Here is a 24,167-nt window from a genome sequence, read left to right as displayed (position 1 = left end):
AGCGCCTCCGGCTACTCCATGGCCTGGAGCAGGCTGTAGAGGCGGTCGAGCCGGTCCAGCGGATCCTGCATCTCCAACAGGCGCTGCTTATCGCTCTTTTCGATGGGCAGCAGCTCGGCCAGGCGCCAGCCCACCTCGCGGGCACTGTCGAAGTCCACGGTCATGCCCAGGTCCCGCACCACGGGATGTCGCAACAGCGCCTTGAGCACCACCGCCAGCTCGGCCTGGTCGTCCGGCACGGCCAGATCGCTCTCTTCCTCCAGCAATTCCACCTGCCCCATATGCAGGCCATCCGGCGCCTGCCAGTGATCGAGCACGGCCACCTTGGCGTCGCCTTCCACGGTGATCCCCAGCAGACCGTTTTCCAGCTGCTGGAAATCGACAATCCGCACCCGGGTGCCGAAATCGTAGAACCTGGCCAGGGTGTCGGTTTCCTCGCCCTCCCGCAGCAGGACGATCACAAATCCGCCGTCGTCCTTCAGACAACGGGTCAGCATATCGATGTAACGCGGCTCGAACAGCTGCAGGGGGATCCGCCCCCCGGGCAGGATGATGGAATTAAGTGGAAACAGCGGGATGTGCATGAACCGGTCGGCCTCGGTTGGTCGTCGACAGTCAGTGAATCGACAGCAGCTTCTGCACTTCGTCGATGCGCGCCTGCGCCATATTGAGAATTTCCAGGCTGCGGGAGGCGCTCAACTTGAGCTCGCCGAGCCGCGTATAGGCAGGCACCGTCTCGAATCGGGGAAGCGTCTTGCCCTGACGTTCACGGATCATGGCATGGAGTTTAGCCAGTATCACCACATCGACAAGTTGAGGCTCTTCCTGCGCCGGCTGATAGGCCCAGTCTTCCGCATGGCGAGCGGCCGTAACAAAGCTCTCCGGAAATTCCCAGCGCTCCAGCACCGCGGCCCCGGTGTCGGCCTTGAGTTCGCCGACGACCTGCTCCAGTAGCTTGGGATCGGCGAACACATTGACGTGGTGCTCAGCGTGGACGATGACGGGAATTGCGCCGATGTCGTGCAGCAGTCCCGCCAGCAGGGCTTCTTCCGGATCCAGGCTGGTGACCGCATCCGCCAGCACCCAGCACAGCGCGGCGACCTCCCGGGAGTGCCGCCAAAGTTGCTCCATCGCTGTCTGCAGTTCTTTGCGCTGGGTTTTGAACACTTCCCGCATGGAGAACACCGTCACCAGTTGACGGGTAGTCCGGGTCCCCAGGCGAACCACTGCCTCGCGTACGGTGCGGACATCGTTGAAGCCCCGATACAGCGGGCTGTTGCAGGCGCGTACCAGTTTGGCGGAAATCGAGGGATCCACCGTAATCACGCGGGCGATGTCTTCGGCGGTGGACTCGTCCCGCTCCGTGGCGCGTCGAACCTTCCAGGCCACATCCGGCACGCTGGGCAATGTCAGCTTGTTGGCCCGGAGATCGGCGTAGAACTCCATCAATAGGTCATGCGCCTCATCGTCCCCGCTGTCATCGGCCATCTCGGAAACGCCGTCATCGCTGACCGGTGCTGCCCGCAGCAACTGGTTGAGCGTGTCCTGCTCCACCACCAGGAATTGGCTGGGCACCGAGGCCGTCACGGTGTACATGCGCGGCTGCAACCGGGCAATGGGATTTTTTCCGGTCGGGCTGCCGGCCGCGATGGCCGTCGTGCGGCCGTCCACAGCCTCCAATTCGACCTCGCCATCGATCAGGAAATACTCCTGACCGTCCCGGGAGCCCCGCTCCAGTAACCGCTGCCCCGGGCCGAGACGCCGGGTTTCAGCCCGGGTGGCCAACAGGATCAGTTGTTCATCGGTCAGTCGATCAAGCGGCTGGAACTCGCGCAGCCGGCGAATGGGTAAAGGTTCCCGAGCAGACATCCACTATCTCTCCCCAACATTTGGAGACTGCGCCACCGGTAAAGTGACGAGCCTGTCACAGGTCATTGTGACCAATTGTAACCAGATGGGCCAGCACGACCATCGTCAAGCATCATGCCCGTAGCGACCTAACTTCTGTTATTCTCTGTTTTTTCCGAAACAGAGGGTCCCTCCGCGACCGGATGCCCCTCCCGCCACAACGAGAGAAAACCATGCCCCAGTACCGCTCCAAGACCTCCACCGCAGGTCGCAACATGGCCGGTGCCCGCGCCCTCTGGCGTGCCACCGGGATGAAGAACGATGACTTCGGCAAGCCGATCATTGCGGTCGCCAACTCCTTCACCCAGTTCGTGCCCGGCCACGTCCACCTCAAGGACCTGGGGCAACTGGTCTGTCGCGAAATCGAGGCGGCCGGCGGCGTTGCCAAGGAATTCAATACGATTGCGGTGGACGACGGGATCGCCATGGGGCACGACGGCATGCTGTACTCCCTGCCGTCCCGGGAAATCATCGCCGATTCGGTGGAATACATGGTGAACGCCCACTGCGCCGACGCGCTGGTGTGCATCTCCAACTGCGACAAGATCACGCCGGGCATGCTGATGGCCGCCATGCGCCTGAACATCCCGACCATCTTCGTCTCCGGCGGCCCGATGGAGGCCGGCAAGACCAAGCTGTCCGAGCACAAGCTGGACCTGGTGGACGCCATGGTCATTGCCGCCGACCCCAACGCCACCGACGAGCAGGTCGAGGAATACGAGCGCAGCGCCTGCCCCACCTGTGGTTCCTGCTCCGGGATGTTCACCGCCAACTCCATGAACTGCCTGACCGAGGCCATTGGCCTGTCGCTGCCGGGGAACGGCTCCATGCTGGCCACCCACGCCGATCGGGAGCAGCTGTTCCTCAAGGCCGGCCGCCAGATCGTCGAGAACGCCCGTCGTTACTACGAGCAGGACGACGCCAGCGTGTTGCCGCTGAGCATCGCTTCCATGGACGCGTTCTACAACGCCATGACCCTGGACATCGCCATGGGCGGCTCCACCAACACCATCCTTCACCTGCTGGCCGCGGCCCAGGAAGGTCAGGTGCCGTTCACCCTGGCGGAAATCGACCAGCTGTCGCGCAAGGTGCCGCAGCTGTGCAAGGTCGCCCCGAACTCGCCCAAGTACCATATGGAAGACGTGCATCGGGCCGGCGGCATCATGGGCATCCTCGGTGAACTGGACCGGGCCGGCCTGATCAAGACGGACATCCCGACCGTCCACAGCCCGACGCTCGCCGATGCCCTGAACGACTGGGACATCATGCGCCAGCCCTCCGAGGCCGTGGTGGAATTCTTCAAGGCCGGACCGGCCGGCATTCCCACCCAGCAGGCCTTCAGCCAGAGCACCCGCTGGCCGTCACTGGACGGTGACCGGGAAAACGGCTGCATCCGCTCGCTGGACAACGCCTACTCCAGCGAAGGTGGCCTGGCCATCCTCTATGGCAACATCGCCCTGGACGGTTGCGTGGTGAAAACCGCCGGCGTGGACGAGAGCATCTACGTGTTCGAGGGCCGGGCCCGCGTCTTCGAAAGCCAGGACAGTGCCGTCGCCGGCATCCTCAACGACGAGGTCAAAGCGGGCGATGTGGTCATCATTCGCTACGAAGGCCCCAAGGGCGGCCCAGGCATGCAGGAAATGCTTTACCCGACCAGCTATCTGAAATCCAAGGGGCTGGGCAAAGAGTGCGCGCTGCTCACCGATGGCCGCTTCTCCGGTGGCACCTCCGGCCTGTCCATCGGCCACGCTTCGCCGGAAGCGGCGGCAGGTGGCGCCATCGGGCTGATCGAGAACGGCGATACCATCCTGATCAACATCCCCGAGCGCAGCATCAACGTGATGGTGGATCAGGCAGAACTGGACCAGCGACGGGCTGCCCGCGATGAGATGGGCTGGAAACCGGAAGCGCCGCGCACCCGCAAGGTGTCTGCAGCCCTGAAAGCCTATGCCCTGCTGGCCACCAGCGCTGATAAGGGTGGCGTCCGGGATCTGGAAAAACTGGACTGATCCATCAATGACCGGCCTGCGCGACTCAACCGAGCGAGCGCAGGTAGGTCTCTGCGTCCTCCAGCTCATGCTGGTTGAACACCGGAATACCGGCGGCCGTCAACGCTGCGGCCGCCGTTCCCTGCCCGGCTACAAGCCGACCCGAAAAGCTCCCGTCGTAGATGTCCCGGTTGCCGCAGCTGGGGCTTTTCGCCGCCAGTATGGCCATCACACAGTGCCGTTCCTGTGCGGTTTTCAAGGCCGCCTCGGCGCCCTCAACAAAGGCTGATGTGACATCGGTGCCGTCGCGGGCGATGACCCGGGCCTGACCGGCCAGCACGGCGCGACCATCACCGCCCCGGGTCTCGGCAGCAGGACGTGGCACCGGCAAACCGCCGGCCAGTTCCGGGCATACGGAAACCAGACGACCTTCAAGGCGCCATGTCTGGATCCGGGGATGATCGGTAAAGAGGTTGCCCCCGTCATAACGCACGTTTTCGCCCATCAGACAGGCGCTGACGAGAATGCGATGCGGGGGCCGGGAGATAGGATCAGAAGAAGAGCCAGCCACCATCATCATCTTCTTCGACGGCGTCTTCGGCCTCCTCGTCGGCGGCCGGTTTCGGCTCATCCGCCTGTTTGGCCTGCTTGGCCGGCGCCGGCTTGGACTGGGCCACGTCGGCTTCAGCAACCTGAACCGACACCATGCCCAGAGCTTCCTTGGTGGCCTGGTCCAGCTTGCCGGTGGCTTTCAGGCCGGCGTGATCTTTCTGGAAGGCTTCCAACGCGGACTTGGTCGACGGCCCCATCTGGCCATCCACACTATCAATACGGTAACCCGCCCCGTAGAGGGCATTCTGCAGGGCAAACACGTCGTCTGCGGCGTAGGCCGGCGCGCCCCCCAACGTCACCAGGGCTGCCAGAGCCCCTGTCGCCAGCCATTTTTTGCTCGGGATTGTTTTATTCATCTTATTCTCCTGAGAATTCGGATCCGGAGGGCCAAGCGCTTGCTCTGCCGCTCCAGGCGTCATGCTACCCCATTTTGCCGGCTCAGGTCAGCTCTTGTCCGGCCCCTCCGGACCGCCCCGCTCCGACTCGGTCATGGCGGTCGCCGGCTCATTGAATTCACGGATAAAAATGCCCCAGAAAGCCACAAAAAGCGCCGCCACCAGCGGCCCCATGACGAATCCGTTGATACCAAACATTACAATTCCGCCCAACGTTGATAACAACACCATGTAGTCCGGCAGCTTGGTGTCGCGCCCCACCAGGATCGGCCGCAGCAGGTTGTCCGCCAGCCCGATCACCAGGACCCCGAACGCCGTCAGGATGGCCGCGTGTACGTAGTCGCCGACGGCGGCCAGATACAGCGCGGCCGGCACCCAAACCAGCGCAGCGCCCACCGCCGGGATCAGTGACGCGATGGCCATCACCACCCCCCAGAGCAACGCACCGTTAATGCCCAGGGCCCAGAAGATGAAGCCCCCCAACGCCCCCTGGGCGGCCGCCACCAGGAGATTGCCCTTGACCGTGGCCCGGGTCACTTCGGCGAATTTCGCAAACAGCAGGCGCTCACGCTCATCGCCCAGCGGCAGTGCGCGGATCAGCAGTTCAATCAGCCGCGAGCCGTCGCGCAACAGGAAGAACGCCAGGTACACCATCAGCGAAAAGGACAGGAAAAACTGGAACGTATTCTGGCCAATGCCCAACGCCTGCTTGGCCAGAAGCTTGCTGCCACCGACAAAAGTGGACACCACACCCTCCCGCAGCTTGCTCAGATCCACGTCGAACCGGTCGAGAAAGGACTGGAAGGCCGGGAACGCCTGATTGATCTGGTCGATGTACTGGCCCGGATTCAGCTCGCCGGACTGGACGCGCTGGTACAGACCCACGCCCTCGGTCACCAGCGAGGAAATCAGCGCCAGACTGGGCAGAATGACGATCACCAGACACAGCATCAACGTCAGGAACGCCACCAGATTGTGGCGCCCGGGCAGTCGCCGGATCAGCCAGAGCTGGACCGGATTGAAAATCACCGCAATCGCCACCGCCCAGAATATCGGGCCGGTGAAGGGTTTGATCAGGAACAGGAACGCCAGCGACACCACCAGCAGCATGGCAAGAAATGAGCGTCGCTCGAGGACATCGTACATATCAGTCGGAACTCCCTGGTCACATCCCTTTTCCGGGAAACTATCGATGGTGGCGGCACGCCCGGCTTGCCGTAAGCACTCCTGCCCATGGCAAGTGGGTACCCGGTGAGGCTATAGTACATTATTGCCTGTTGCAGCCCGATTTTATGTCATCTTCAGCTGTAGCTGGCCGCGAATTTGACCGGGACAGACGCCCGTCTGACGGGAACAGCATTTTGGACAATATCGACTTTTCCATCGAAACCGCCATCGAAGCGGCCGAAGCCCTGCAGAAAACGCTGGCGCGCCGGACGCATCGCAAGAAAGTCATGGGCCAGGAAGTCATTCGCCCGGGTCAGTTGGGCGAGGCCCTGCGCTTGCCCACGATCCTTGCCAAGCTGCGTAGCAAACAGGCACGGCGTCGTGAAGAAGGTCTGGACGAGTTCCAGACCCTGTGGCCGACACTCTCGCCCACCACCCACGAAAAAGTTCTTGATGAAATGGAGTGGTACGATCCTCGCTCCCTGGACTGGGACGACCCCCGCTCCAACCGCCGCCCGGCACCACCCGAAAACTGATTCCCGACACCTATGACCGACCTGAACGACCTCACCCGGATCCGCCGGGAACTGCATCGCCATCCGGAACTCTCCGGCCAGGAGCAGGCCACGGCCGAACGCATCCGCTCCCTGCTCGAAGCCTGCACGCCAGACCGCCTTGTCACCAGGCTGGGCGGCGCCGGCCTGCTGGCCGTCTTCAATGGCGGGTCCGATGGGCCAACCACACTGATCCGCTGTGAGCTGGACGCCCTGCCCATCCACGAGCGGGGCGACCACGAACACCGTTCCGCCATCCCTGGTTGTGCCCATGCCTGCGGCCACGATGGCCACATGAGCATTATCCTGGGTCTGGCGCAAACACTGCGAGAGCAACGGCCACAACAGGGCCGGGTGGTCCTGCTGTTCCAGCCCGCCGAGGAAGACGGCCAGGGCGCCCGACGCGTGTTCCACGATCCACGCTTTGCACCCTACAAGCCGGACTTCGCCTTCGCGCTACACAACGTGCCCGGACTGCCGCTGGGAGAGGTGTTCACGCGTCCCGGCTCGTTCAACTGCGCATCAAAAGGGATGATTATCCGGCTCACCGGCAAGACCTCCCATGCCGCGCACCCTGAGGATGGCATCAGCCCGGCTCCGGCTCTGGCCCGACTGATGCAGACACTGCCCACGCTACCCCGGCAGTTCACGGAATCCGCCTGGGTTACGCTGGTGCATGCGCGCCTCGGCGAAAAAAGTTTTGGCACAGCGCCCGGTGAGGCCGTATTGATGGCCACCTTGCGCAGCGAAACCAACGAGGTGATGTCGGCACTGTCCGACAGGGCCTGCACACTGGCTCGGGAGGCGGCCGCGGAAGCTGGCCTGGACGTCACCTTTGAGTGGGAGGATGACTTCCTCGCCAGCGTGAATGGCCAAACCGGTTTCGACCATGTGGCCGAAGCCTGCCTGGAGATCGGGGTGCCTTTCCACCGTATGCCGGAAGGCTTCCGCTGGTCTGAAGATTTCGGCGTCTTTACCCAGCATGCCGAAGGCGCCATGTTCGGGCTGGGCGCGGGTAACGTCCACCCGCAGCTCCACAATCCGGATTACGACTTCCCGGACGCGCTGATACCGGTCGGCCTCGACGTTTTCCGGACAATTATCCGAAGAATCAATGGACTCAGCGCATCCGGCTGAGTCTGCTGATCCCCTGTCTCGTTTTCTACGTATCTCCACGCGTCAAATTTGTCTTGGAATTGCAACAAAAGGCCCTTAGGTTGGGCAGATGGGCTGTGGAATGGAGAACACATCCAGAACGCAACGAAGGAGAGACTATGAGTCAACATGAACATTACATTGCAAAACTGGCCGAAGGCAGCGTGATTCCGACGTTCCAGTGCGGTCACTGCGGATCGATCCTGCCGAAGGGGCGTATTTTTCCCAACGACGGTGACAACCGCCAGAACCTGGCCTGCCACACCATCGGCCTGTGCGCTGCAGACGATTGCGGTGCGGTGAACAGCATGGACGATGCCATTCGCCAACTTGAACAACAGAACCAAGATCAGCAGGCGGCCGGTTAAATCCGGAACCGCTCTGCCGGGGATGTGATCCCCGCACCCGCCCTTACGCCATTCTGCGCTATCCTTTCCTGACAACCGGCCTCGTAAGGCCAAACTCGTTGCTTTAAAAGGATATTGGACAGAATGCGTATTCTTCGTACCGAGGAACAGCGCTTCGCGCAGTTGCCCGATTTTCCCTTCGCACCGCGTTACCTCGACGTGGCGCCCAATCTGCGCATGCACTATGTGGATGAGGGCCCCCATGACGGCGAGACCGTCGTCATGCTGCACGGCGAGCCGTCCTGGAGCTACCTCTACCGCCATATGATTCCGCCGGTGGCCGAAGCCGGTCTGCGGGTGCTGGCGCCGGACCTGATTGGCTTCGGCCGCTCCGACAAACCGGCGGCGCTGGACGACTACAGTTACCAGACACACATGGACTGGCTGCTGGCCTGGTTTGACGCACTGGAACTCAATAACGTGACGCTGGTGTGCCAGGATTGGGGCTCGTTACTGGGCCTGCGTCTGGCGGGTGAGCATCCCGACCGATTCAGCCGCATCATCGTCGGTAACGGGATGCTGCCGACTGGCGACGGCAAGGTGCCCGCGGTGTTTCGTCTCTGGAAGGGATTTGCCTCATTCAGCCCCTGGTTTCCCATCAGCCGGATTATTCAGATGGGTACCGGGCGCTCGCTGAGCGATGCCGAACGGGCCGCCTATGATGCGCCCTTCCCGTCGTCGCGCTACAAGGCTGGCGCCCGAGCCTTTCCGCGCCTGGTCCCGATCACGCCGGACGATCCGGCCAGCGAGGCCAATCGTGCGGCCTGGAAGAGCCTGAGCAGCTGGAACAAGCCGTTCATCACCTGCTTCAGCAACGGCGATCCGATCACCCGGGGCGGTGACCGCTACATGCAACGCAAGATTCCGGGCGCACAAGGGCAACCCCACACGACGTTGCGGGGCGGCCATTTCCTGCAGGAAGACGCGCCGGAGGATTTCGCCCGAGTGATTGTCGACGCCTGCCGGCGCTAGTGCACTGTTTGGTTTATTCGTTGACCAAACGGGACACTAGCCAAAGACCGTCACGGTCTGGCGACTGAGCGCCACCAGCTCACCCTGACGATTCCAGATGGTGGCCTGGGTATGGCCGTAACCGCCGCCCGCCTGGTCGATCACCGCGCGATACAGTAACGGATCGTCCGCCCGCATTTCCGGGCGCGGGTGGACGATTTCCAGCGACCAGCTCATGGAACTGGCCGGAGCGGGCTTTTTCAGATGCTGCAGCACCGCCGGCGGCCAGGCATCGACCAGCGCGATCACGTGTGCGTCGCCCATGGCGTTGCCCGCTTCACGAAAACGCATCCAACCGCCCATTTCCCGGGCCGGTTTGCCGGCGAAGGGGAAGTGGCCAAAGGCCCAACGCATGTCAAGGTGCTGGGTGAATTCGGGCGTGACACCGGGGATGTGCCTCAGCTCCGGACAAGCGTCCGGCGCCGGCACCTCGGGCGCCGGGTCGGCGGCCACCGTCACGGAGGATTCGCGCTCGCTCCCGAAACTGGCCAGCGCCGCAAGACGGACCTCGCCACCTTGCCGCAGCCGCCCCTGAACCTGGCTGGCCGCGCGACCTTCCCGCAGCAGTTCGACCTCAAATGTGACCGGCTCGTCGACCGTGACCGGGCCGACAAACGCCACCTGCAAGGCACGCAACGGGCGCCCGGGCTGTACGGCACCCTGCATCTTCTGGAACGTCAGGGCCGCCACGAGGCCACCAAAGGTTGCCCGCCCCTGCCCCCAACTGGCGGGAATGACCAGATCGTCTTTTTCAACACCGGCCAGCAGCTCATCAAAATGCATTGTCCGTTACTCCACCGCATCGTTTGATCGAAAGGAAGCTAAGCATCCTGCCCTGACGGCTGCCGTTGCGCAATGGCTACCGGCGTACATTTACCTACCCGATGCCACACCCTGCACATATCTATAGCGGCTGAAAACGTCTATACTACGCACCATATGGCTCCCTCTGTCTCGTTTAGGACGCAGTTCCGGGAGCGTCGCTCACCTCCCCGAATTCCGAGTTTCCTGAATGCAAACAAAAACCTTTGCCGAGCTTGGCCTCCATCCGGCGGTCCTTGATGCGGTTTCGTCCGTGGGTTATGAAACCCCGTCGCCTATCCAGGCGCAATCCATCCCCATTCTGTTGGCCGGCCGCAATCTGCTGGGCATGGCCCAGACGGGTACCGGCAAGACAGCCGCGTTTGCACTGCCGCTGCTGAGCTCTATCGATCCGACGCTGCATGCGCCCCAGATCCTGGTGCTGGCGCCTACCCGCGAACTGGCCATCCAGGTCGCGGAGGCGTTCACCACCTATTCCGCGAGCATTAAGGGCCTGCAAGTCCTGCCGATTTACGGCGGTCAGGATTTCCGCCCCCAACTGAAAGCACTGCAGCGCGGTACCCAGGTCATCGTGGGTACACCAGGCCGCCTGCTGGACCACCTGCGTCGCGGTACGCTCAAGCTGGACCAGCTGCGCGCCGTCGTCCTCGACGAAGCGGACGAAATGCTGCGCATGGGCTTCATTGACGACATCGAAGCCATCCTGGCCAAGACGCCGGAAAACTGCCAGCGGGCCCTGTTCTCAGCGACCATGCCGGGACCGATCCGAAAGGTGGCCCAGACCTACCTGGCCAACGCCGAAGAGGTGAAGATCGAAAGCCAGACCCGGACCGTGTCACGCATCGCCCAGTTCGTGCTGCCGGTGTTTGCCGAGCGCAAGCTGGATGCCCTGACCCGCATCCTGGAAGTGGAGCCGGTGGACGCAACGATCATCTTCGTGCGCACCAAGGCAGAAACCACGCTGCTGGCCGACAAGCTTTCCGCCCGCGGGCACGCGGTGGCACCGCTGAATGGCGACATCAACCAGCGCCAGCGTGAGCAGGCGGTGGAAGACCTGCGCCGGGGCAAGCTGGACATCGTAGTGGCCACCGACGTGGCGGCCCGTGGTCTGGATGTGCCGCGCATCACCCACGTCATCAACTACGACGTGCCCTACGACAGCGAAGCCTATATCCACCGGGTGGGCCGTACCGGCCGGGCCGGCCGCGAGGGCAAGGCCATCCTACTGGTGACCCCGCGCGAACGCAGCTGGCTGCGGACCCTGGAACGGGCCACCAACTCACCGATGAGCGACTATCAGCTGCCGCCGCCGGCGGAGCTGCAGAAGCTGCGTGAGAAGCAGTTCGAGGAACAGTTGCTGGGCTTTGCCGAGGACGGCCGACTGGCCAAGGCAATGGGACTTCTGGATGGCATTGCCGAGCGCAATGACCTGGACCCGGCTATAGTCGCCGGCGCCCTGGCCTGCTGGCTGGAATCCGCCCAACCGGGCGCGATGCCGCTGGAAGCCCCGACGGATCTGCCGATTCCCCCGGCGCGCAGCAAACGGCCTTTCAAGGGTGGCGACCGCCGCGGCGGCAAACCCGGCCAGAAGCCGGGCTTCAAGAAAGGTCCACGCAACGGTAAACCGGGATCCGGCGGCAAACCCAAGGGCAAACCGCCTCGTCGTCAGTCGTCCGAGCGACGCTGATAGACGATAAAGCTGTAGTCGTACGGATTGTTCTCGGACGCGGAGAAATCCTCCCGTCCGAGTTCTTCCCACTGGTCCCAGTCCACTTCCGGGAACCAGGCATCGCCCTCCACATCCGCATGCACCCGCGTGACATACATGCGGTCGATCTCCGGCAAGGCCTCGGCATAGATCTGGCCACCACCGATGATCATGATCTCATCCCCGCCTTCCAGCTCAGCCTGGGCTTCCGCCCGGCGATAAGCGTCTGCCAGCGTGTGGTCAACCGCGACCCCGGCAGGGGCCTCCCAACGCTCATCCCGGGTAATCACCACGTTCAAACGCCCTGGCAAGGGACGCCCGATGGATTCGAAAGTCTTGCGCCCCATCAGGATCGGCTTGCCCATGGTGGCTTGCTTGAAATAACGCAGATCACCGGGCAGGTACCAGGGCAGTGCGTTATTCCGGCCGATCACCCGGTTCTGTGACATGGCGACAATCAGCGCCTTACGCATGCTATTCGCTCCTCAGATCGCGATGGGCGCCTTGATGACCGGCTGCGGGTCGTAGCCCTCGAATTCAAAGTCGTCCAGTTCGTACTCGAACAGGCAGGCCGGTTTGCGACGGATGTTCAGCGTCGGCAGCGGACGCGGCTCACGCTTGAGCTGCTCGAACACAATCTCGTCCGTGAGGTGGTTCTGGTAGAGGTGGCAATCGCCGAAGGTATGCACAAACTCGCCCACATCCAGATCGCACTGCTGGGCGATCATGTGGGTCAGCAGACTGTAGGACGCGATATTGAACGGCACCCCGAGGAACAGATCGGCGCTGCGCTGGTAGAGCTGGCAGGACAGCTTGCCTTCCGCCACATAGAACTGGAACAGGCAGTGGCACGGCGCCAGGGCCATACGGCCCTGCTCCACGTTTTCCTGCGGGCTGATGGACTCGTCAGGCAGCTCCGCCGGGTTCCAGGCCGAGACAATCAGGCGTCGTGACGTAGGCTTGGTCTGGATCTGACGCACCACATCGCTGATCTGATCGACCACATCGCCGTTCGGACACTGCCAGCTGCGCCACTGTTTGCCGTAGATCGGCCCCAGGTCACCGTTGTCCAACGCCCACTCGTTCCAGATGCTGACCTTGCGTTCGCGCAACCAGTTGTTGTCGGTGGACCCGTTCAGGAACCAGAGCAATTCGTAGATGATGCTGCGCAGGTGGACCTTCTTGGTGGTCAGCAGCGGAAAGCCCTCACCCAGGTCGAAGCGCATCTGACGACCAAATACCGAACGTGTCCCCACGCCGGTCCGGTCGCCCCGGTCGGTGCCGTTGTCGACCACATCACGCATCAGGTCCAGATAGGCTTTCATTGCGTTTTGCTCCTGTATGCCCAAACCATTAATACAATACCCGCCAGCAGCATCGGCAGGGACAGGATCTGCCCCATGGTCACCCAATCAAAGGCCAGGAAGCCCAGCTGGGCATCCGGTTGCCGGAAGAATTCCGCCAGGATGCGGAAGCAGGCGTAGCCGACCAGGAACAGCCCGGAAACGGCCATGCGCGGCCGCTGCTTGCTGGAGAAAACCCAGAGGATGATAAACAGCAGCACCCCTTCCATCGCAAATTCGTACAGCTGGGACGGATGACGCGGCAGCGCGTCCGGTGCGGTCGGGAAGACCATCGCCCAGGGCACGTCGGTGGGGCGGCCCCAGAGTTCACCATTGATGAAGTTGCCAATACGGCCCGCACCCAGGCCAATGGGGACCAGCGGCGCGACAAAATCGGCGATGGCAAAGAAACCGCAGTTCACCTTGCGGCCAAACCACCACATGGCCAGCATGACACCGATCAGCCCGCCGTGGAATGACATCCCGCCTTCCCAGACCCGGAACAGCCAGAGCGGGTCAGCCAGGAAGGTATCGAAATTGTAGAAGATGACATAGCCGAAGCGCCCGCCCAGGACGACCCCCAGCGCAATATAGAACAGCAGGTCCCCCATTTGCTCCTCGTTGATGGGCGACCAGGGTTTGCGGGTGCGGATGCGGCCCAGCCACCAGCCCATAACAAAGCCCACGAGGTAGGTCAGGCCATACCAGTGGATCTTGAGCGGGCCGATGGAGACAGCAATCGGGTCAATCTGTGGATAACGCAGCATGCAGTTTCTCTCGTTAATGGAAGCCGGTCAGATCAGGAAGCGGAGACCCACCACCAGCAGGACCATGGCAAAAATCCGTTTCAGTAACATGGCATCCAGCCGGTGAGCCAGCGCAGCCCCCACCCGGGCGAACAGGACGCTGGTCGCGACAATGCCTACCAGGGCCGGCAGATAGATAAAGCCCAGGCTGTATTCAGGCAATGACGGCACCTGCCAGCCGGTGGCGATATTGGTCAGCGCACCGGCGATGGCAATCGGCAGACCACAAGCGGACGACGTCCCCACGGCACGCTGCATGCGCACGTTGCACCAGCTCAGGAACGGCACGGTCAGCGTACCGCCCCCGATCCCGAAGATGGCCGATGCCCAGCCGATCCCGCCACCGGCGGCAACCAGGCCGGGCTTGCCCGGCACGTCCCGACCCGGCCTGGGCTTGACGTCGAACAGCATCTTCAGCCCGACCAGAATGACAAACACGCCGATGATCAGTTCCAGCGCGGCCCCGGATAACAGGGAGGCGGTCCAGGCACCGATCATGGCACCGATGACGATCCCCACAGCCATCGACCGGAACACCGGCCAGTCCACCGCACCACGGGCATGGTGGGAGCGTACCGAGCTGATTGACGTGAAGACGATGGTCGCCAGGGAGGTGCCCACGGCCAGATGGGCGGCAATCTCCGGATCAAAGCCCTGCAGCCCGAAGCTGAAGATCAGCACCGGCACAATCACCAGACCACCCCCGATGCCGAACAGGCCGGCCAACACACCTGCACAGGCACCCAGCACCAGGTAGATTGCAAACAGAATGGCCAGGCTCATAATGCCCTTGCTCCGATAGCCAGCATAAAGGCCCGTATGATACACAGGGGAGACTTCGGGTTCACTGCACCGACACCAGAAACCAACCGGAAATCGCGATGTGCCTCATCCTGTTCGCCATTGGCCAGCACCCTGACCTGCCGCTGGTAGTCGCCGCCAACCGCGACGAGTTCTACCAGCGCCCGACCCGCGCCATGCATTGGTGGTCGTCTCCGGAGATACTGGCCGGAAAGGACGAGCAGTCCGGCGGGACCTGGCTGGGGGTGACCCGGGACGGCCAGGTGGCCGCCGTCACCAATTTCCGCGACGGCCAGCCCGAGCGGGGGGATTGGTCCCGGGGGCAACTGCCGGTCCAGGCGCTGACGGAGAATTCAGACCAGCTTGATCAGCATCTGCGGGACACCACAGACCGGTTTGCGGGTTATAACCTGTTCCGCGTGGATGCTCGCCAGGGCTGGTATTTCAGCAACCGGGACAGCCATCCCGGACGCACCCTCCATCGCGGCGTCTACGGCCTGAGCAACCACCTGCTGCAGAGCCCCTGGCCCAAGTTGGTGCGGCTTCGCAAGACCCTGCACGACCGCCTGCACGATACCCCGCAGTCACAGCTGCACGACGTACTGATCGACGCGCTGATGGACACGACGCCAGCGCCGGATGCTTTCCTGCCCGATACCGGCATTGGCCTGGAACGTGAGCGCTTCCTGTCCTCGCCCTTTATCCGCAGCGACACTTATGGAACGCGGGCCACCACCATTGTTTCAGTGCATCGGGACGGCACCGTGTCGGTCACCGAACAGGGCTGGCTACGCGGGGGCGAACGGGGCGAGCGCCAGGTCTTTTCCTGGCAGCGGGAGGCCGCCAGTCATTCGGCCGGATCGGACTGAGGGGATTCATCCCGTTGGCGCAAGCGGGCACTTTGCAACCGCATGATGTGGCCCATGAGCAATTCCTGATCCGCCTCGGTGATGCGTTCGATATCCAGGCGCAGGTAGTGATCGGAGTCTTCACGGCCCGAAGCCACCACCCGGGCCAGGGCGCGAATGGTCCGTCGCTCCGGATGGAACAGCAGGTCCACCAACACCATTTCGCCCACCTCAATGACTTCATCGACCGGAAAGGCAAAGCCGCTCCCGGAGAGGCTGACATCCCGGGTGACCAGCGTTGCCGGGCGCTCACCGTCGAGTCCCAGACCGGCGCCCTCCAGCGCCAGATCCAGCTTGCGGTTGAGCAGATCCGCCACCTCCCGGACCTCCGGCGCTGCTACCGTCAGCTTGCTCAGCGCCTGATCCAGCATCAGCTCCAGATCCGCCAGCCGTGACCGCAGCGACAGGTCCGACAATTCGCCCGCCACCGACTCGCCGTCCGACAACCGGATATAGCGCAGCGCCACCCGGTCATCGACCCGGTAATACCGCCTGCGTTCCTCGCCCTGCCACATGATCTGCTCCACTGGGATATGGTTTATAGAGAATAGCTGCCTCCACCACTATAGAAAACGCAAACAGGTCCCGCTCTGATATACTCCGCCCCAAACAGACCTGCCGCGGAGAATCCCCGTCATGACTGACGAGACCGGCGTTACCATTGCCGACTTCGAAAAATCCCTCAACGAGCTCGAAGCCCTGGTCCGCGACCTCGAGCAGGGTGACCTGCCCCTGGAGAAATCGCTGGCGGCGTTCGAGCGCGGTGTCCGATTGACCCGCGAGTGCCAGCAGGCCCTGCGCCAGGCGGAGCAACGGGTGGAAAAACTGGTCAAGGCCGACGGCGAGAACTTCGAAACCCAACCGTTCCATGAGGACGAAGAGGGGCAATGAGCAGCCAACCGATGAGCGAACTGCAGGCCCAGTGGCGCACCGTCATCGAAGCCACCCTGGACCGCTGGCTGGATAACCCGGACGCCCCGGCTCCCCGGCTGCAGGACGCCATGCGCTACGCGGTCCTGGGCGGCGGCAAGCGGATCCGACCGATCCTGGCCATGGCCTCGGCGATGGCCGTCGGGCACCCCCCGGATACCGCCCTCGTTCCCGGCTGCGCGGTTGAACTGATCCACGCCTATTCGCTGATCCACGATGACTTGCCGGCTATGGACGACGACGCTCTGCGCCGCGGCAAGCCCACGGTTCACATTGCCTACGACGAAGCCACCGCGATTCTCGCCGGCGACGCCCTGCAAGCCCTGGCGTTCGAGGCGATCGGATCCGAAGGCGATTACAGTGCCCCCACCCGCGTGCGGATGCTGCAGATTCTGAGCCGGGCCAGCGGCCAGGCAGGCATGGTCGGCGGCCAGGCCATCGATCTGGGCTCGGTGGGCCGAACCCTGCCGCTGGAGGATCTGCAACGCATGCACCGCTGCAAGACCGGCGCTCTGATTGAAGCCAGCATCAGCCTGGGCGCCCTGGCTGCGGAAACCGCCGACGAGACACAGATCGACGCGTTGCGGACCTATGGCCGGGCGCTGGGCCTGGCGTTCCAGGTGCAGGATGACCTGCTGGACATCGAAGGCGCTACCGACACCATTGGCAAGCCCCAGGGATCGGATGCCGCGCGCAACAAGCCCACCTATCCGGCATGCCTGGGTATTGACGGCACCCGCGATCATCTTCGATCCTTGCAGGAACAAGCTGTCTCGGCGCTCGCAGTATTGGGTCGCAGCGCCGATCCGCTGCGCCAGATTGCCGATTTTGTAGTCACCCGGACCCATTAGAAAGCCTCGGGCTAACGCCCTGGCCCACATTTCCAAAGGGAAATGTGAAAGTCCGGTGACCGATCCCGTATAATCGCCCCATATCGATTCAGAAGATCTAAGCGGATGCAGGACACAACCATATTTAAGGAGATTCCGTCTCGCCAGCCCAACACGCCCCTGCTGGACCGGGTCAACACCCCGGATCAGCTGCGTGAGCTGAGTGAGGATCAGTTACCCCAACTGGCCCGGGAGCTCCGTGCGTTCCTGCTGTGGAGCGTCGGCCAGTCCGGAGGCCACTTTGGCGCCGGGCTGGGCGTGCTGGAACTGACGGTGGCCCTGCACTACGTCTTCAACACCCCGGACGATCGCCTGGTCTGGGATGTGGGCCACCAGGCCTATCCACACAAGATCCTCACCGGTCGCCGCGCCCGCATGGGCACCATTCGCAAGAAAGACGGCCTGGCCGGGTTCCCCAAGCGCGGTGAAAGCGACTACGACACCTTTGGTGTGGGCCACTCCAGCACCTCCATCAGTGCGGCACTGGGCATGGCAATCGCCGCCCGCATGCAGAACTCCCGGCGCAAGAGCATTGCCGTGATCGGTGACGGCGCCATGACCGCTGGCATGGCCTTCGAGGCCCTGACCCACGCCGGTCACCTGCGCACCAACATGCTGGTGATCCTGAACGACAACGACATGTCGATTTCCCAGAACGTGGGCGGTCTTTCCAGCTATTTTGCCAAGCTGCTGGCCAGTCGCACGTATAACCAGGTCCGCGACGGCAGCAAGAAATTTCTGCAGGGCGCCCCCAACCTGATGGCGTTCGCACGCAAGACGGAAGAACACTTCAAGGGCCTGATCGCCGGGGGCACTTTCTTTGAAGAGCTGGGATTCAACTATATTGGCCCGATCGACGGTCATGACCTGCCGCTGCTGATCGACACGCTGCAGAACATCCGCGAGCTGGACGGCCCGCAGTTTCTGCATGTGGTCACCAAGAAAGGCAAAGGCTTTGCACCGGCGGAAGCCGACCCCATCGGCTACCACGCCATCAACAAGATCGAGCCCAAGCCGCCGGTCAAACCGGCGGACAGCAAGCCGGCGCCCAAGCTGCCCAAGTACGCCAACGTCTTCGGTCAGTGGCTGTGCGACTCTGCGGAGCAGGACGAGCGCGTGGTGGGCATTACGCCGGCCATGCGCGAGGGCTCGGACCTGGTCAAGTTCAGCGAACGCTTCCCCGATCGCTATTACGATGTGGCCATCGCCGAGCAGCACGCCGTCACCCTCGCCGCCGGCCTGGCCTGCGACGGGGCCAAGCCCGTGGTGGCGATCTATTCCACCTTCCTGCAACGCGCCTATGACCAGCTGATCCACGATGTCGCCATCCAGAATCTGGATGTCCTGTTCGCCATCGACCGCGCCGGCCTGGTGGGCGAGGACGGCCCGACCCACGGTGGCGCTTTCGACATCAGCTACCTGCGCTGCATCCCCAATATGGTGGTGATGGCGCCGTCCGATGAAAACGAGACCCGACTGCTGCTGCAGACCGGTCTGGCCCACGAAGGCCCGGCTTCGGTGCGATACCCTCGTGGCACGGGTCCCGGCGCAGTGATCGATACCGCCCTGAAAACGGCCCCGATCGGCAAGGGCCGGATCATTCGCGAAGGCAAGCGCATTGCCCTGCTGAACTTCGGCACCCTGCTGTCCACGGCCCTGCCGGCTGCAGAAGCACTGGATGCCACCGTCGCCGACATGCGCTTCGTCAAACCACTGGACACCGACCTGATTCGAGATCTGGTGGAACAGCATGACCTGATCGTGACACTGGAGGAAAATGTCATCGCCGGCGGTGCCGGTAGCGCCGTGTCCGAATACCTCAACGGCGAAGGGATCGAAGCGTCACTGCTGCAAATTGGCCTGCCCGACCAGTTCATCGAACACGGTAAACACGGCGAGCAGCTTGAAGAGTGCGGCCTGACTGCCGAAGCCATTCGGACACGGATTGAGGATCGTTTGACCCAGATGAGCGATCTGAAGGCGTTGCGGGCGGTTAAATAGGCGGGGCACCTTGCCCCTTTAGGGCGTTCAGTAGCGTAGCTTGGGCTGACGCAGGAAGCTCGACAGGGGATTTCTCGGAGAAGCCTTCAAAACGGTGCTTCTCCGATCAGAGCATTAGCAGGCAGGGCGAAACAGGCTCGATGTCATAGCCTACTGAAGGCTTCGGTTGTTGGGCTTCCTGCGTCAGCCCAACCTACGTGGCAACTGTATACTCGAGTGTGCCTCGAAACGTAGCCGACGCTTCAGCTTCGGAGCAGCCCGCCAGGGCTGCCATTCCTTCCCAAAGCGAATCCGCCGGAATTCAGGCCTCGTCGTCCTGATGCGTCTCCAGCCAGTGGCCCAGCTTGCTCTGCTTTGTGGCGAGGTAGTTTTCGTTATGGGGATTGCGGCCCACGTGCAGCGGCACCCGTTCGACGATGTCGATACCCAGGCCGCGCAGGGCGTTAACCTTACGGGGGTTGTTGGTCATGAGCTTGAGGCGGGCGATGCCCAGGTGATCCAGCATGTCCTTGCACATGCTGTAATCCCGCAGATCCGCCGCAAACCCCAACTGCTCGTTGGCTTCGACGGTGTCCGCGCCCTGGTCCTGCAGGTGATACGCCCGGATTTTATTCAGCAGGCCAATGCCCCGGCCTTCCTGACGCAGGTACATGAGAATCCCCCGCCCTTCCCGGGCAATACTGCGTAACGCTTCTTCCAGCTGATAACCACAGTCACAGCGCATGCTGTAGAGCGCATCGCCGGTGAGGCACTCGGAGTGGGTACGGGCCAGCACGGGCGCATCCCCGTCGACCGACCCGAGGGTCAGTGCAACGTGCTCCTTGCCGGTGTCCGGTTCCTCGAACCCATGCATGTCGAAAACGCCGAAAGGCGTCGGGAGTCGGCAGCTCTGGACATAGCGAACGGCCACGGCGTTACCTCACTCAGATTAACAGGCGGCGCATTTTAGCAGAATGGACCGGGTCGGCGTACCCTGAAACCTACGTAGATGCGCCCGATCCGTATCAACCGCCCGTGGCGTTCATAAAGCGCAGAATCTGGGGTTCGGCATCGTGGGAGAAATAATGCCGCTCCGGTTTGAGCGTCATGGCCTCATGCAGCGCCTTCTGCACCGCCAGGTCGTCCCCCGGTCGCGAGCGGATCACCTCGCGCAGGTCCATGGAGTGTTCGTTGCCCAGGCACAACAGCAGACGCCCTTCCGTGGTCAAACGCACCCGGTTGCAGTCGCCGCAGAAGTTATGACTGTGCGGGGAAATAAAGCCAATCCGATTGGGATGGCCATCCACCTGCCAGTAACGGGACGGCCCGCCGGTGTCATCGCCAACCGGTTGCAGGTCAAAAACCGTGGCCAGCGTCTCGCGAATCTCGTCACTGGAGCAGAAGGCTTCGGCCCGGTCGTGCTCGGTGATAACCCCCAGGGGCATTTCTTCGATAAAGCTGATATCGAGTCCCTTTTCCACCGCAAAGCGAACCAGGGGAATCACTTCGTCTGCGTTACGCCCCTTTAGGACGACGGCATTGAGCTTGGTGTGCTGGAATCCGGCTCGCTGGGCGGCATCGATGCCGGCCAGTACCCGCTCCAGTTTGCCAATCCGGGTCAGTTCCCGGAATCGCTCGGGGTCCAGGCTGTCCAGGCTGATATTGAGCCGGTCCACGCCCGCCGCCTTGAGCGGCTCGGCGAATTCCTCCAGACGGCCGCCATTGGTGGTCATACACAGTTCGCGCAGCCCCGGCAGCGCTTTCAGTCGCTCGGCCAAGCCGACCACACCCGGCCGCACCAGCGGCTCTCCACCGGTCAGACGAATCTTGCGGACGCCACAGGCCACCAGGTTGCGGGCAATGACCTCAATTTCTTCCAGGGACAGGATCTCGGACTTCGGCAGGAAGGTCATGTCCTCGGACATGCAATACACACAACGAAAATCGCAGCGATCCGTGACGGAGATGCGGACGTACGTGACCTCCCGCCCAAAATTGTCCACCAGCGCTGCCGTCATGCTACCCCCTTTTCCAGTGACCAGACCGCCCGCCCTGCTTTTCGAGCAGACGCACATCCCGGATAACCATACCCCGGTCCACGGCTTTGCACATGTCGTAAAGCGTCAATGCGGCGATGTTAACCGCCGTCAGCGCTTCCATTTCGACCCCGGTCTGCCCCGTCAGTCGGCAGACCGCTTCCAGATGCACGCCGGTATCGCCGTCAAGTACGGGTGCCAGATGGACCTTCACCGAGGTCAGGTTCAGCGCATGGCACAGCGGAATCAGTTCATGGGTCTTCTTGGCCGCCATGATGCCGGCAATGCGCGCCGTGGCCAGCACATCGCCCTTGGGGTGCTCACCGTCGACGATCATCGCAACCGTCTCGGGCCGCATGGCGATAAACCCTTCGGCCCGCGCCTCACGGCTGGTGACGGCTTTTTCCGTCACATCGACCATGCGCGCGGCACCGGTTTCGTCCAGGTGGGTCAGTTCACTCAATCGTTTTTCTCCAGCATTCAATTCCGCCACCACATGCCAATGCCCGCAACGCCCTGTGCCCCGGCTTTACGGGCCTGATTCACGTGGTTCAACGCCAATCCGCCCAGTGCATACACCGGTACCGTGGCCGTGGCCACGAGGTCCGTAAACCGGGCCCATCCCATGGGCGCCGCATCCGGGTGGCTGGCCGTTCTGGCGACCGGGCCCAGGGTGGCAAAATCAGCGCCCAAACGAGCGGCATGCGCCAATTCATCAACCTGATGACAGGATACGCCCAACAACCCCGAACTGGCCAACGGTCGCGTATCGAGCTGCCCGGCCACTCGCCATGGCAGGTGTATACCGGCCGCAGGCACGGACTCCAGGAGCGTCGGGTCGCCGTGGAGCATCAGACGTATCGAGCGAGCCGAACACCAGTCGAGCAGTTGGCCGGCAGCGTCCAGATAGGCTTCGCGGGACAGCCAGGGCGCGCGGAACAGGCAGATTGAAGGTGACAGCTCCGCCAGGTGCCGGCACGTCTGCGCAACCAGCGCCCCACCATCCAGACCGGCGCCACCGGTGATCGGGTACTGATGAGGCAATCGCAACGCCCGGATAATCGGCCGGTTTGCAGCCGGAAAATCGTCATCGCTCAGGGCATCCAGCGCCAACCACTGCACCGGCTGCCCTTCCCGCCCGTGCGGTTCGCCCTCAAAGCGCACGGTCTCCCAGACATCGAGAAACACCCGCTTGTCGCCGTAGTCGTGGCGAATGCCGATCACCGGCTGAAGGTCACCCTCGGCGATGTGGATGCCGACTTCCTCATCCAGTTCGCGAACCAGCGCTTGCTGAACACGTTCACCGGGCTCGACTTTGCCACCGGGAAACTCCAGCAAACCGCCCTGATGCGCCTCATCTGGGCGCCGGGCAATCAGGATGCGATTCCCCTGGCGCACCACACCGACGGCGACATGGACTTCCTTCATATCAGGTCCGGTACTCGGCGTTGATGGTCACATAATCATGGGACAAGTCGCAGGTCCAGACCGTCTCGTTGACATCGCCACGGCCCAACGCAATACGGATGCTGATGTCGGACTGGTCCATCACGGCCTGGCCGCGCGCTTCGGTGTAATCCGCTGCCCGGCCACCGTTGCGCACCAGCGCCACATCACCCAGATCGATCTCGATGTCCGTCAGATTCAGGTCCGGCACGCCGGCGCGACCGACGGCCGCCAGGATGCGGCCCCAGTTCGGATCCGACGCAAACAGGGCGGTCTTGACCAGAGGCGAATGGGCGAGCGTGTAAGCCACATCCAGTGCCTCCTGCTGGTTGCCCGCCGTCTCCACGCGAATGGTGATGAACTTGGTGGCGCCCTCGCCGTCCCTCACAATCGCGTGGGCCAGGGTCATGAACAGTTCCCGCAGTGCTTCGCGGAAGACCGGCAGGTGCGGACTGTCGGCCGTCAGCTCCGGCGCGTCGCTCTTGCCAGTGGCCACCAGCATGCAACAGTCGTTGGTCGAGGTATCGCCATCGATGGTGATGCGGTTGAACGACTGCTCCCCCAGCTCCGAAACCAGCGTCTGGAGCAGCGACGGCTCGATGGCGATATCCGTGGCTATAAAGCCCAGCATGGTCGCCATGTTGGGGCGGATCATGCCGGCGCCCTTGCTGATGCCGGATATATGGACCGGCTGACCGTCGACTTCCAGCCGACGGGTGGCGCCCTTGGGCAGGGTGTCGGTGGTCATGATGCCTTCGGCGGCCTCGGCCCAGCGGGTTTCCGACAGGGTATCCAGCGCTTCCGGCAGGCCATTGCGGATCTTCTCCACCGGCAGCGGCTCGCCAATGACCCCGGTGGAGAACGGCAGCACCTGTTGGGCGGTGACACCGGACAGCTCCGCCAGCGCCGCACAACAGGCCTCTGCATCGGTGCGTCCCTGCTCGCCGTTTCCGGCGTTGGCGTTGCCCGTATTGATCATCAGGTAACGTGGCGCCGCCTGCCCCAAATGGTCTCGGGTCACCAGCACCGGTGCCGCACAGAACTGGTTGCGCGTAAATATGCCGGCCACTCGGGCGCCTTCATCCAGCGCCATCAGCACCAGATCGCGGCGCCCCGGCTTCTTGATGCCTGCGCGGGCCACGCCCAACCGCAGACCGGCAACGGGGTAGAAATCCGGCAAGGGGCCCAATCCAACCGCCATGCTTATTCTCCTGGTTCGGGGAACCTCCAATCGGCTCCTCAGATACGAAAAACGTCCGCTCTCCCGGCCCGCTCCAGCGGCCCCGATTCAGCGGACGTT

General features: G+C 62.9%; 26 protein-coding genes. 10 read left to right on the top strand and 16 right to left on the bottom strand.

Going from position 1 to position 24,167, the window contains the following annotated elements:
* Positions 1 to 11: 11 nt before the first annotated feature.
* Both JL474_RS13270 and JL474_RS13265 read right to left on the bottom strand, forming a co-directional pair.
* On the bottom strand, positions 12 to 584 hold the full coding sequence (locus tag JL474_RS13270; RefSeq protein WP_203142438.1) for an LON peptidase substrate-binding domain-containing protein: 573 nt from the start codon (positions 582 to 584) through the stop codon (positions 12 to 14).
* Between the two features lie 31 nt (positions 585 to 615).
* Positions 616 to 1,869: an HDOD domain-containing protein gene (locus JL474_RS13265; RefSeq protein ID WP_203142437.1), complete on the bottom strand. Its 1,254-nt coding sequence runs from the start codon at positions 1,867 to 1,869 to the stop codon at positions 616 to 618.
* 212 nt (positions 1,870 to 2,081) lie between these two features.
* Here JL474_RS13265 and ilvD point away from each other — a divergent pair, with 212 nt between their 5' ends.
* Positions 2,082 to 3,917, top strand: a complete 1,836-nt coding sequence (gene ilvD / locus JL474_RS13260) for a dihydroxy-acid dehydratase (RefSeq protein ID WP_203142436.1) — start codon at positions 2,082 to 2,084, stop codon at positions 3,915 to 3,917.
* Between the two features lie 25 nt (positions 3,918 to 3,942).
* Here the strand turns inward: ilvD and JL474_RS13255 are convergent, their stop codons facing one another.
* From JL474_RS13255 to JL474_RS13245, 3 genes are all read right to left on the bottom strand, one after another.
* The gene (locus JL474_RS13255; protein WP_203142667.1) at positions 3,943 to 4,470 is read right to left on the bottom strand and encodes a DUF523 domain-containing protein; all 528 of its coding nucleotides are present in this window, start codon (positions 4,468 to 4,470) and stop codon (positions 3,943 to 3,945) included.
* Entirely contained in the window at positions 4,448 to 4,864 is a 417-nt protein-coding gene (locus tag JL474_RS13250) for a peptidoglycan-binding domain-containing protein (RefSeq protein WP_123636036.1), read from the bottom strand. The genes JL474_RS13255 and JL474_RS13250 overlap by 23 nt, the downstream gene beginning before the upstream one ends.
* Before the next feature lie 87 nt (positions 4,865 to 4,951).
* Positions 4,952 to 6,049 carry an AI-2E family transporter gene (locus JL474_RS13245; protein WP_203142435.1) on the bottom strand — a complete coding sequence of 366 codons (1,098 nt, stop codon included), beginning with the start codon at positions 6,047 to 6,049 and terminating at the stop codon, positions 4,952 to 4,954.
* A gap of 215 nt (positions 6,050 to 6,264) precedes the next feature.
* Between JL474_RS13245 and JL474_RS13240 the strand changes: the two genes are divergently transcribed.
* The 4 genes from JL474_RS13240 (at position 6,265) to JL474_RS13225 (ending at position 9,158) form a co-directional block, all read left to right on the top strand.
* Positions 6,265 to 6,606 carry a hypothetical protein gene (locus JL474_RS13240; RefSeq protein WP_123636034.1) on the top strand — a complete coding sequence of 114 codons (342 nt, stop codon included), beginning with the start codon at positions 6,265 to 6,267 and terminating at the stop codon, positions 6,604 to 6,606.
* A gap of 12 nt (positions 6,607 to 6,618) precedes the next feature.
* Positions 6,619 to 7,761 (top strand): amidohydrolase, encoded by a 1,143-nt coding sequence (locus JL474_RS13235; protein ID WP_203142434.1) that lies wholly within the window; start codon positions 6,619 to 6,621, stop codon positions 7,759 to 7,761.
* 137 nt (positions 7,762 to 7,898) lie between these two features.
* Positions 7,899 to 8,147 (top strand): hypothetical protein, encoded by a 249-nt coding sequence (locus tag JL474_RS13230; protein WP_123636032.1) that lies wholly within the window; start codon positions 7,899 to 7,901, stop codon positions 8,145 to 8,147.
* A gap of 123 nt (positions 8,148 to 8,270) precedes the next feature.
* On the top strand, positions 8,271 to 9,158 hold the full coding sequence (locus JL474_RS13225; protein ID WP_203142433.1) for a haloalkane dehalogenase: 888 nt from the start codon (positions 8,271 to 8,273) through the stop codon (positions 9,156 to 9,158).
* Between the two features lie 36 nt (positions 9,159 to 9,194).
* Here JL474_RS13225 and JL474_RS13220 read toward each other — a convergent pair whose 3' ends face one another.
* Positions 9,195 to 9,980, bottom strand: coding sequence for an acyl-CoA thioesterase (locus tag JL474_RS13220; RefSeq protein WP_203142432.1), 786 nt, complete (start codon positions 9,978 to 9,980; stop codon positions 9,195 to 9,197).
* A gap of 229 nt (positions 9,981 to 10,209) precedes the next feature.
* Between JL474_RS13220 and JL474_RS13215 the strand changes: the two genes are divergently transcribed.
* Positions 10,210 to 11,706 carry a DEAD/DEAH box helicase gene (locus JL474_RS13215; protein ID WP_203142431.1) on the top strand — a complete coding sequence of 499 codons (1,497 nt, stop codon included), beginning with the start codon at positions 10,210 to 10,212 and terminating at the stop codon, positions 11,704 to 11,706.
* Here the strand turns inward: JL474_RS13215 and JL474_RS13210 are convergent.
* From JL474_RS13210 to JL474_RS13195, 4 genes are read right to left on the bottom strand one after another with little or no spacing between them, the layout of a single operon-like run.
* The gene (locus JL474_RS13210; RefSeq protein ID WP_123636028.1) at positions 11,685 to 12,200 is read right to left on the bottom strand and encodes a dihydrofolate reductase; all 516 of its coding nucleotides are present in this window, start codon (positions 12,198 to 12,200) and stop codon (positions 11,685 to 11,687) included. The genes JL474_RS13215 and JL474_RS13210 overlap by 22 nt on opposite strands.
* A gap of 12 nt (positions 12,201 to 12,212) precedes the next feature.
* The gene (locus JL474_RS13205; protein WP_203142430.1) at positions 12,213 to 13,052 is read right to left on the bottom strand and encodes a thymidylate synthase; all 840 of its coding nucleotides are present in this window, start codon (positions 13,050 to 13,052) and stop codon (positions 12,213 to 12,215) included.
* Entirely contained in the window at positions 13,049 to 13,837 is a 789-nt protein-coding gene (lgt, locus tag JL474_RS13200) for a prolipoprotein diacylglyceryl transferase (RefSeq protein ID WP_123636026.1), read from the bottom strand. The genes JL474_RS13205 and lgt overlap by 4 nt, the downstream gene beginning before the upstream one ends.
* A gap of 27 nt (positions 13,838 to 13,864) precedes the next feature.
* The gene (locus tag JL474_RS13195; RefSeq protein WP_328797830.1) at positions 13,865 to 14,647 is read right to left on the bottom strand and encodes a sulfite exporter TauE/SafE family protein; all 783 of its coding nucleotides are present in this window, start codon (positions 14,645 to 14,647) and stop codon (positions 13,865 to 13,867) included.
* A gap of 110 nt (positions 14,648 to 14,757) precedes the next feature.
* On the opposite strand from JL474_RS13195, the gene JL474_RS13190 reads away from it, so the two are divergent.
* The gene (locus tag JL474_RS13190) at positions 14,758 to 15,546 is read left to right on the top strand and encodes an NRDE family protein (protein ID WP_203142428.1); all 789 of its coding nucleotides are present in this window, start codon (positions 14,758 to 14,760) and stop codon (positions 15,544 to 15,546) included.
* On the opposite strand, the gene JL474_RS13185 is transcribed toward JL474_RS13190, so the two are convergent.
* Positions 15,525 to 16,100, bottom strand: a complete 576-nt coding sequence (locus JL474_RS13185) for a PilZ domain-containing protein (protein WP_123636023.1) — start codon at positions 16,098 to 16,100, stop codon at positions 15,525 to 15,527. The two genes, JL474_RS13190 and JL474_RS13185, sit on opposite strands and share 22 nt — an antisense overlap.
* Positions 16,101 to 16,221: 121 nt before the next feature.
* Between JL474_RS13185 and JL474_RS13180 the strand changes: the two genes are divergently transcribed.
* The 3 genes from JL474_RS13180 (at position 16,222) to dxs (ending at position 19,406) form a co-directional block, all read left to right on the top strand.
* Entirely contained in the window at positions 16,222 to 16,476 is a 255-nt protein-coding gene (locus tag JL474_RS13180) for an exodeoxyribonuclease VII small subunit (RefSeq protein ID WP_203142427.1), read from the top strand.
* Complete coding sequence (locus tag JL474_RS13175) at positions 16,473 to 17,366, top strand: polyprenyl synthetase family protein (protein ID WP_123636021.1); 894 nt, start codon at positions 16,473 to 16,475, stop codon at positions 17,364 to 17,366. Before JL474_RS13180 ends, JL474_RS13175 begins: the two co-directional genes overlap by 4 nt.
* Before the next feature lie 105 nt (positions 17,367 to 17,471).
* The gene (gene dxs, locus JL474_RS13170) at positions 17,472 to 19,406 is read left to right on the top strand and encodes a 1-deoxy-D-xylulose-5-phosphate synthase (RefSeq protein WP_203142426.1); all 1,935 of its coding nucleotides are present in this window, start codon (positions 17,472 to 17,474) and stop codon (positions 19,404 to 19,406) included.
* Positions 19,407 to 19,707: 301 nt separating this feature from the next.
* Here dxs and ribA read toward each other — a convergent pair whose 3' ends face one another.
* From ribA to argJ, 5 genes are all read right to left on the bottom strand, one after another.
* On the bottom strand, positions 19,708 to 20,316 hold the full coding sequence (gene ribA, locus JL474_RS13165; protein WP_123636019.1) for a GTP cyclohydrolase II: 609 nt from the start codon (positions 20,314 to 20,316) through the stop codon (positions 19,708 to 19,710).
* A 94-nt stretch (positions 20,317 to 20,410) separates the two neighbouring features.
* Entirely contained in the window at positions 20,411 to 21,403 is a 993-nt protein-coding gene (gene moaA / locus JL474_RS13160) for a GTP 3',8-cyclase MoaA (protein ID WP_123636018.1), read from the bottom strand.
* Position 21,404: 1 nt separating this feature from the next.
* Positions 21,405 to 21,884 carry a cyclic pyranopterin monophosphate synthase MoaC gene (moaC, locus tag JL474_RS13155; protein ID WP_123636017.1) on the bottom strand — a complete coding sequence of 160 codons (480 nt, stop codon included), beginning with the start codon at positions 21,882 to 21,884 and terminating at the stop codon, positions 21,405 to 21,407.
* Between the two features lie 17 nt (positions 21,885 to 21,901).
* Entirely contained in the window at positions 21,902 to 22,849 is a 948-nt protein-coding gene (locus JL474_RS13150) for a Nudix family hydrolase (protein WP_203142425.1), read from the bottom strand.
* A 1-nt stretch (position 22,850) separates the two neighbouring features.
* Positions 22,851 to 24,068, bottom strand: a complete 1,218-nt coding sequence (gene argJ, locus JL474_RS13145; RefSeq protein ID WP_203142424.1) for a bifunctional glutamate N-acetyltransferase/amino-acid acetyltransferase ArgJ — start codon at positions 24,066 to 24,068, stop codon at positions 22,851 to 22,853.
* Between the last annotated feature and the right edge of the window lie 99 nt (positions 24,069 to 24,167).

It is taken from the genome of Marinobacter mangrovi (assembly GCF_016798325.1).
In the GTDB taxonomy this organism is placed as follows: Bacteria; Pseudomonadota; Gammaproteobacteria; order Pseudomonadales; family Oleiphilaceae; genus Marinobacter_A; species Marinobacter_A mangrovi.
The sequence above is the reverse complement of the archived record's forward strand: the minus strand, read 5'-3'. Positions and strand labels throughout refer to the sequence as shown.

Coding starts and splice junctions, on each gene's coding strand:
- JL474_RS13175 (WP_123636021.1), top strand. CDS start 16,473: ATGAGCAGCCAACCGATGAGCGAACTGCAGGCCCAGTGGCGCACCGTC.
- JL474_RS13185 (WP_123636023.1), bottom strand. CDS start 16,100: ATGTGGCAGGGCGAGGAACGCAGGCGGTATTACCGGGTCGATGACCGG.
- dxs (WP_203142426.1), top strand. CDS start 17,472: ATGCAGGACACAACCATATTTAAGGAGATTCCGTCTCGCCAGCCCAAC.
- JL474_RS13180 (WP_203142427.1), top strand. CDS start 16,222: ATGACTGACGAGACCGGCGTTACCATTGCCGACTTCGAAAAATCCCTC.
- JL474_RS13220 (WP_203142432.1), bottom strand. CDS start 9,980: ATGCATTTTGATGAGCTGCTGGCCGGTGTTGAAAAAGACGATCTGGTC.
- JL474_RS13190 (WP_203142428.1), top strand. CDS start 14,758: ATGTGCCTCATCCTGTTCGCCATTGGCCAGCACCCTGACCTGCCGCTG.
- JL474_RS13215 (WP_203142431.1), top strand. CDS start 10,210: ATGCAAACAAAAACCTTTGCCGAGCTTGGCCTCCATCCGGCGGTCCTT.
- JL474_RS13230 (WP_123636032.1), top strand. CDS start 7,899: ATGAGTCAACATGAACATTACATTGCAAAACTGGCCGAAGGCAGCGTG.
- lgt (WP_123636026.1), bottom strand. CDS start 13,837: ATGCTGCGTTATCCACAGATTGACCCGATTGCTGTCTCCATCGGCCCG.
- JL474_RS13250 (WP_123636036.1), bottom strand. CDS start 4,864: ATGAATAAAACAATCCCGAGCAAAAAATGGCTGGCGACAGGGGCTCTG.
- JL474_RS13245 (WP_203142435.1), bottom strand. CDS start 6,049: ATGTACGATGTCCTCGAGCGACGCTCATTTCTTGCCATGCTGCTGGTG.
- JL474_RS13255 (WP_203142667.1), bottom strand. CDS start 4,470: ATGGTGGCTGGCTCTTCTTCTGATCCTATCTCCCGGCCCCCGCATCGC.
- JL474_RS13270 (WP_203142438.1), bottom strand. CDS start 584: ATGCACATCCCGCTGTTTCCACTTAATTCCATCATCCTGCCCGGGGGG.
- moaA (WP_123636018.1), bottom strand. CDS start 21,403: ATGACGGCAGCGCTGGTGGACAATTTTGGGCGGGAGGTCACGTACGTC.
- JL474_RS13235 (WP_203142434.1), top strand. CDS start 6,619: ATGACCGACCTGAACGACCTCACCCGGATCCGCCGGGAACTGCATCGC.
- JL474_RS13150 (WP_203142425.1), bottom strand. CDS start 22,849: ATGAAGGAAGTCCATGTCGCCGTCGGTGTGGTGCGCCAGGGGAATCGC.
- JL474_RS13225 (WP_203142433.1), top strand. CDS start 8,271: ATGCGTATTCTTCGTACCGAGGAACAGCGCTTCGCGCAGTTGCCCGAT.
- JL474_RS13205 (WP_203142430.1), bottom strand. CDS start 13,052: ATGAAAGCCTATCTGGACCTGATGCGTGATGTGGTCGACAACGGCACC.
- argJ (WP_203142424.1), bottom strand. CDS start 24,068: ATGGCGGTTGGATTGGGCCCCTTGCCGGATTTCTACCCCGTTGCCGGT.
- JL474_RS13210 (WP_123636028.1), bottom strand. CDS start 12,200: ATGCGTAAGGCGCTGATTGTCGCCATGTCACAGAACCGGGTGATCGGC.
- JL474_RS13265 (WP_203142437.1), bottom strand. CDS start 1,869: ATGTCTGCTCGGGAACCTTTACCCATTCGCCGGCTGCGCGAGTTCCAG.
- ilvD (WP_203142436.1), top strand. CDS start 2,082: ATGCCCCAGTACCGCTCCAAGACCTCCACCGCAGGTCGCAACATGGCC.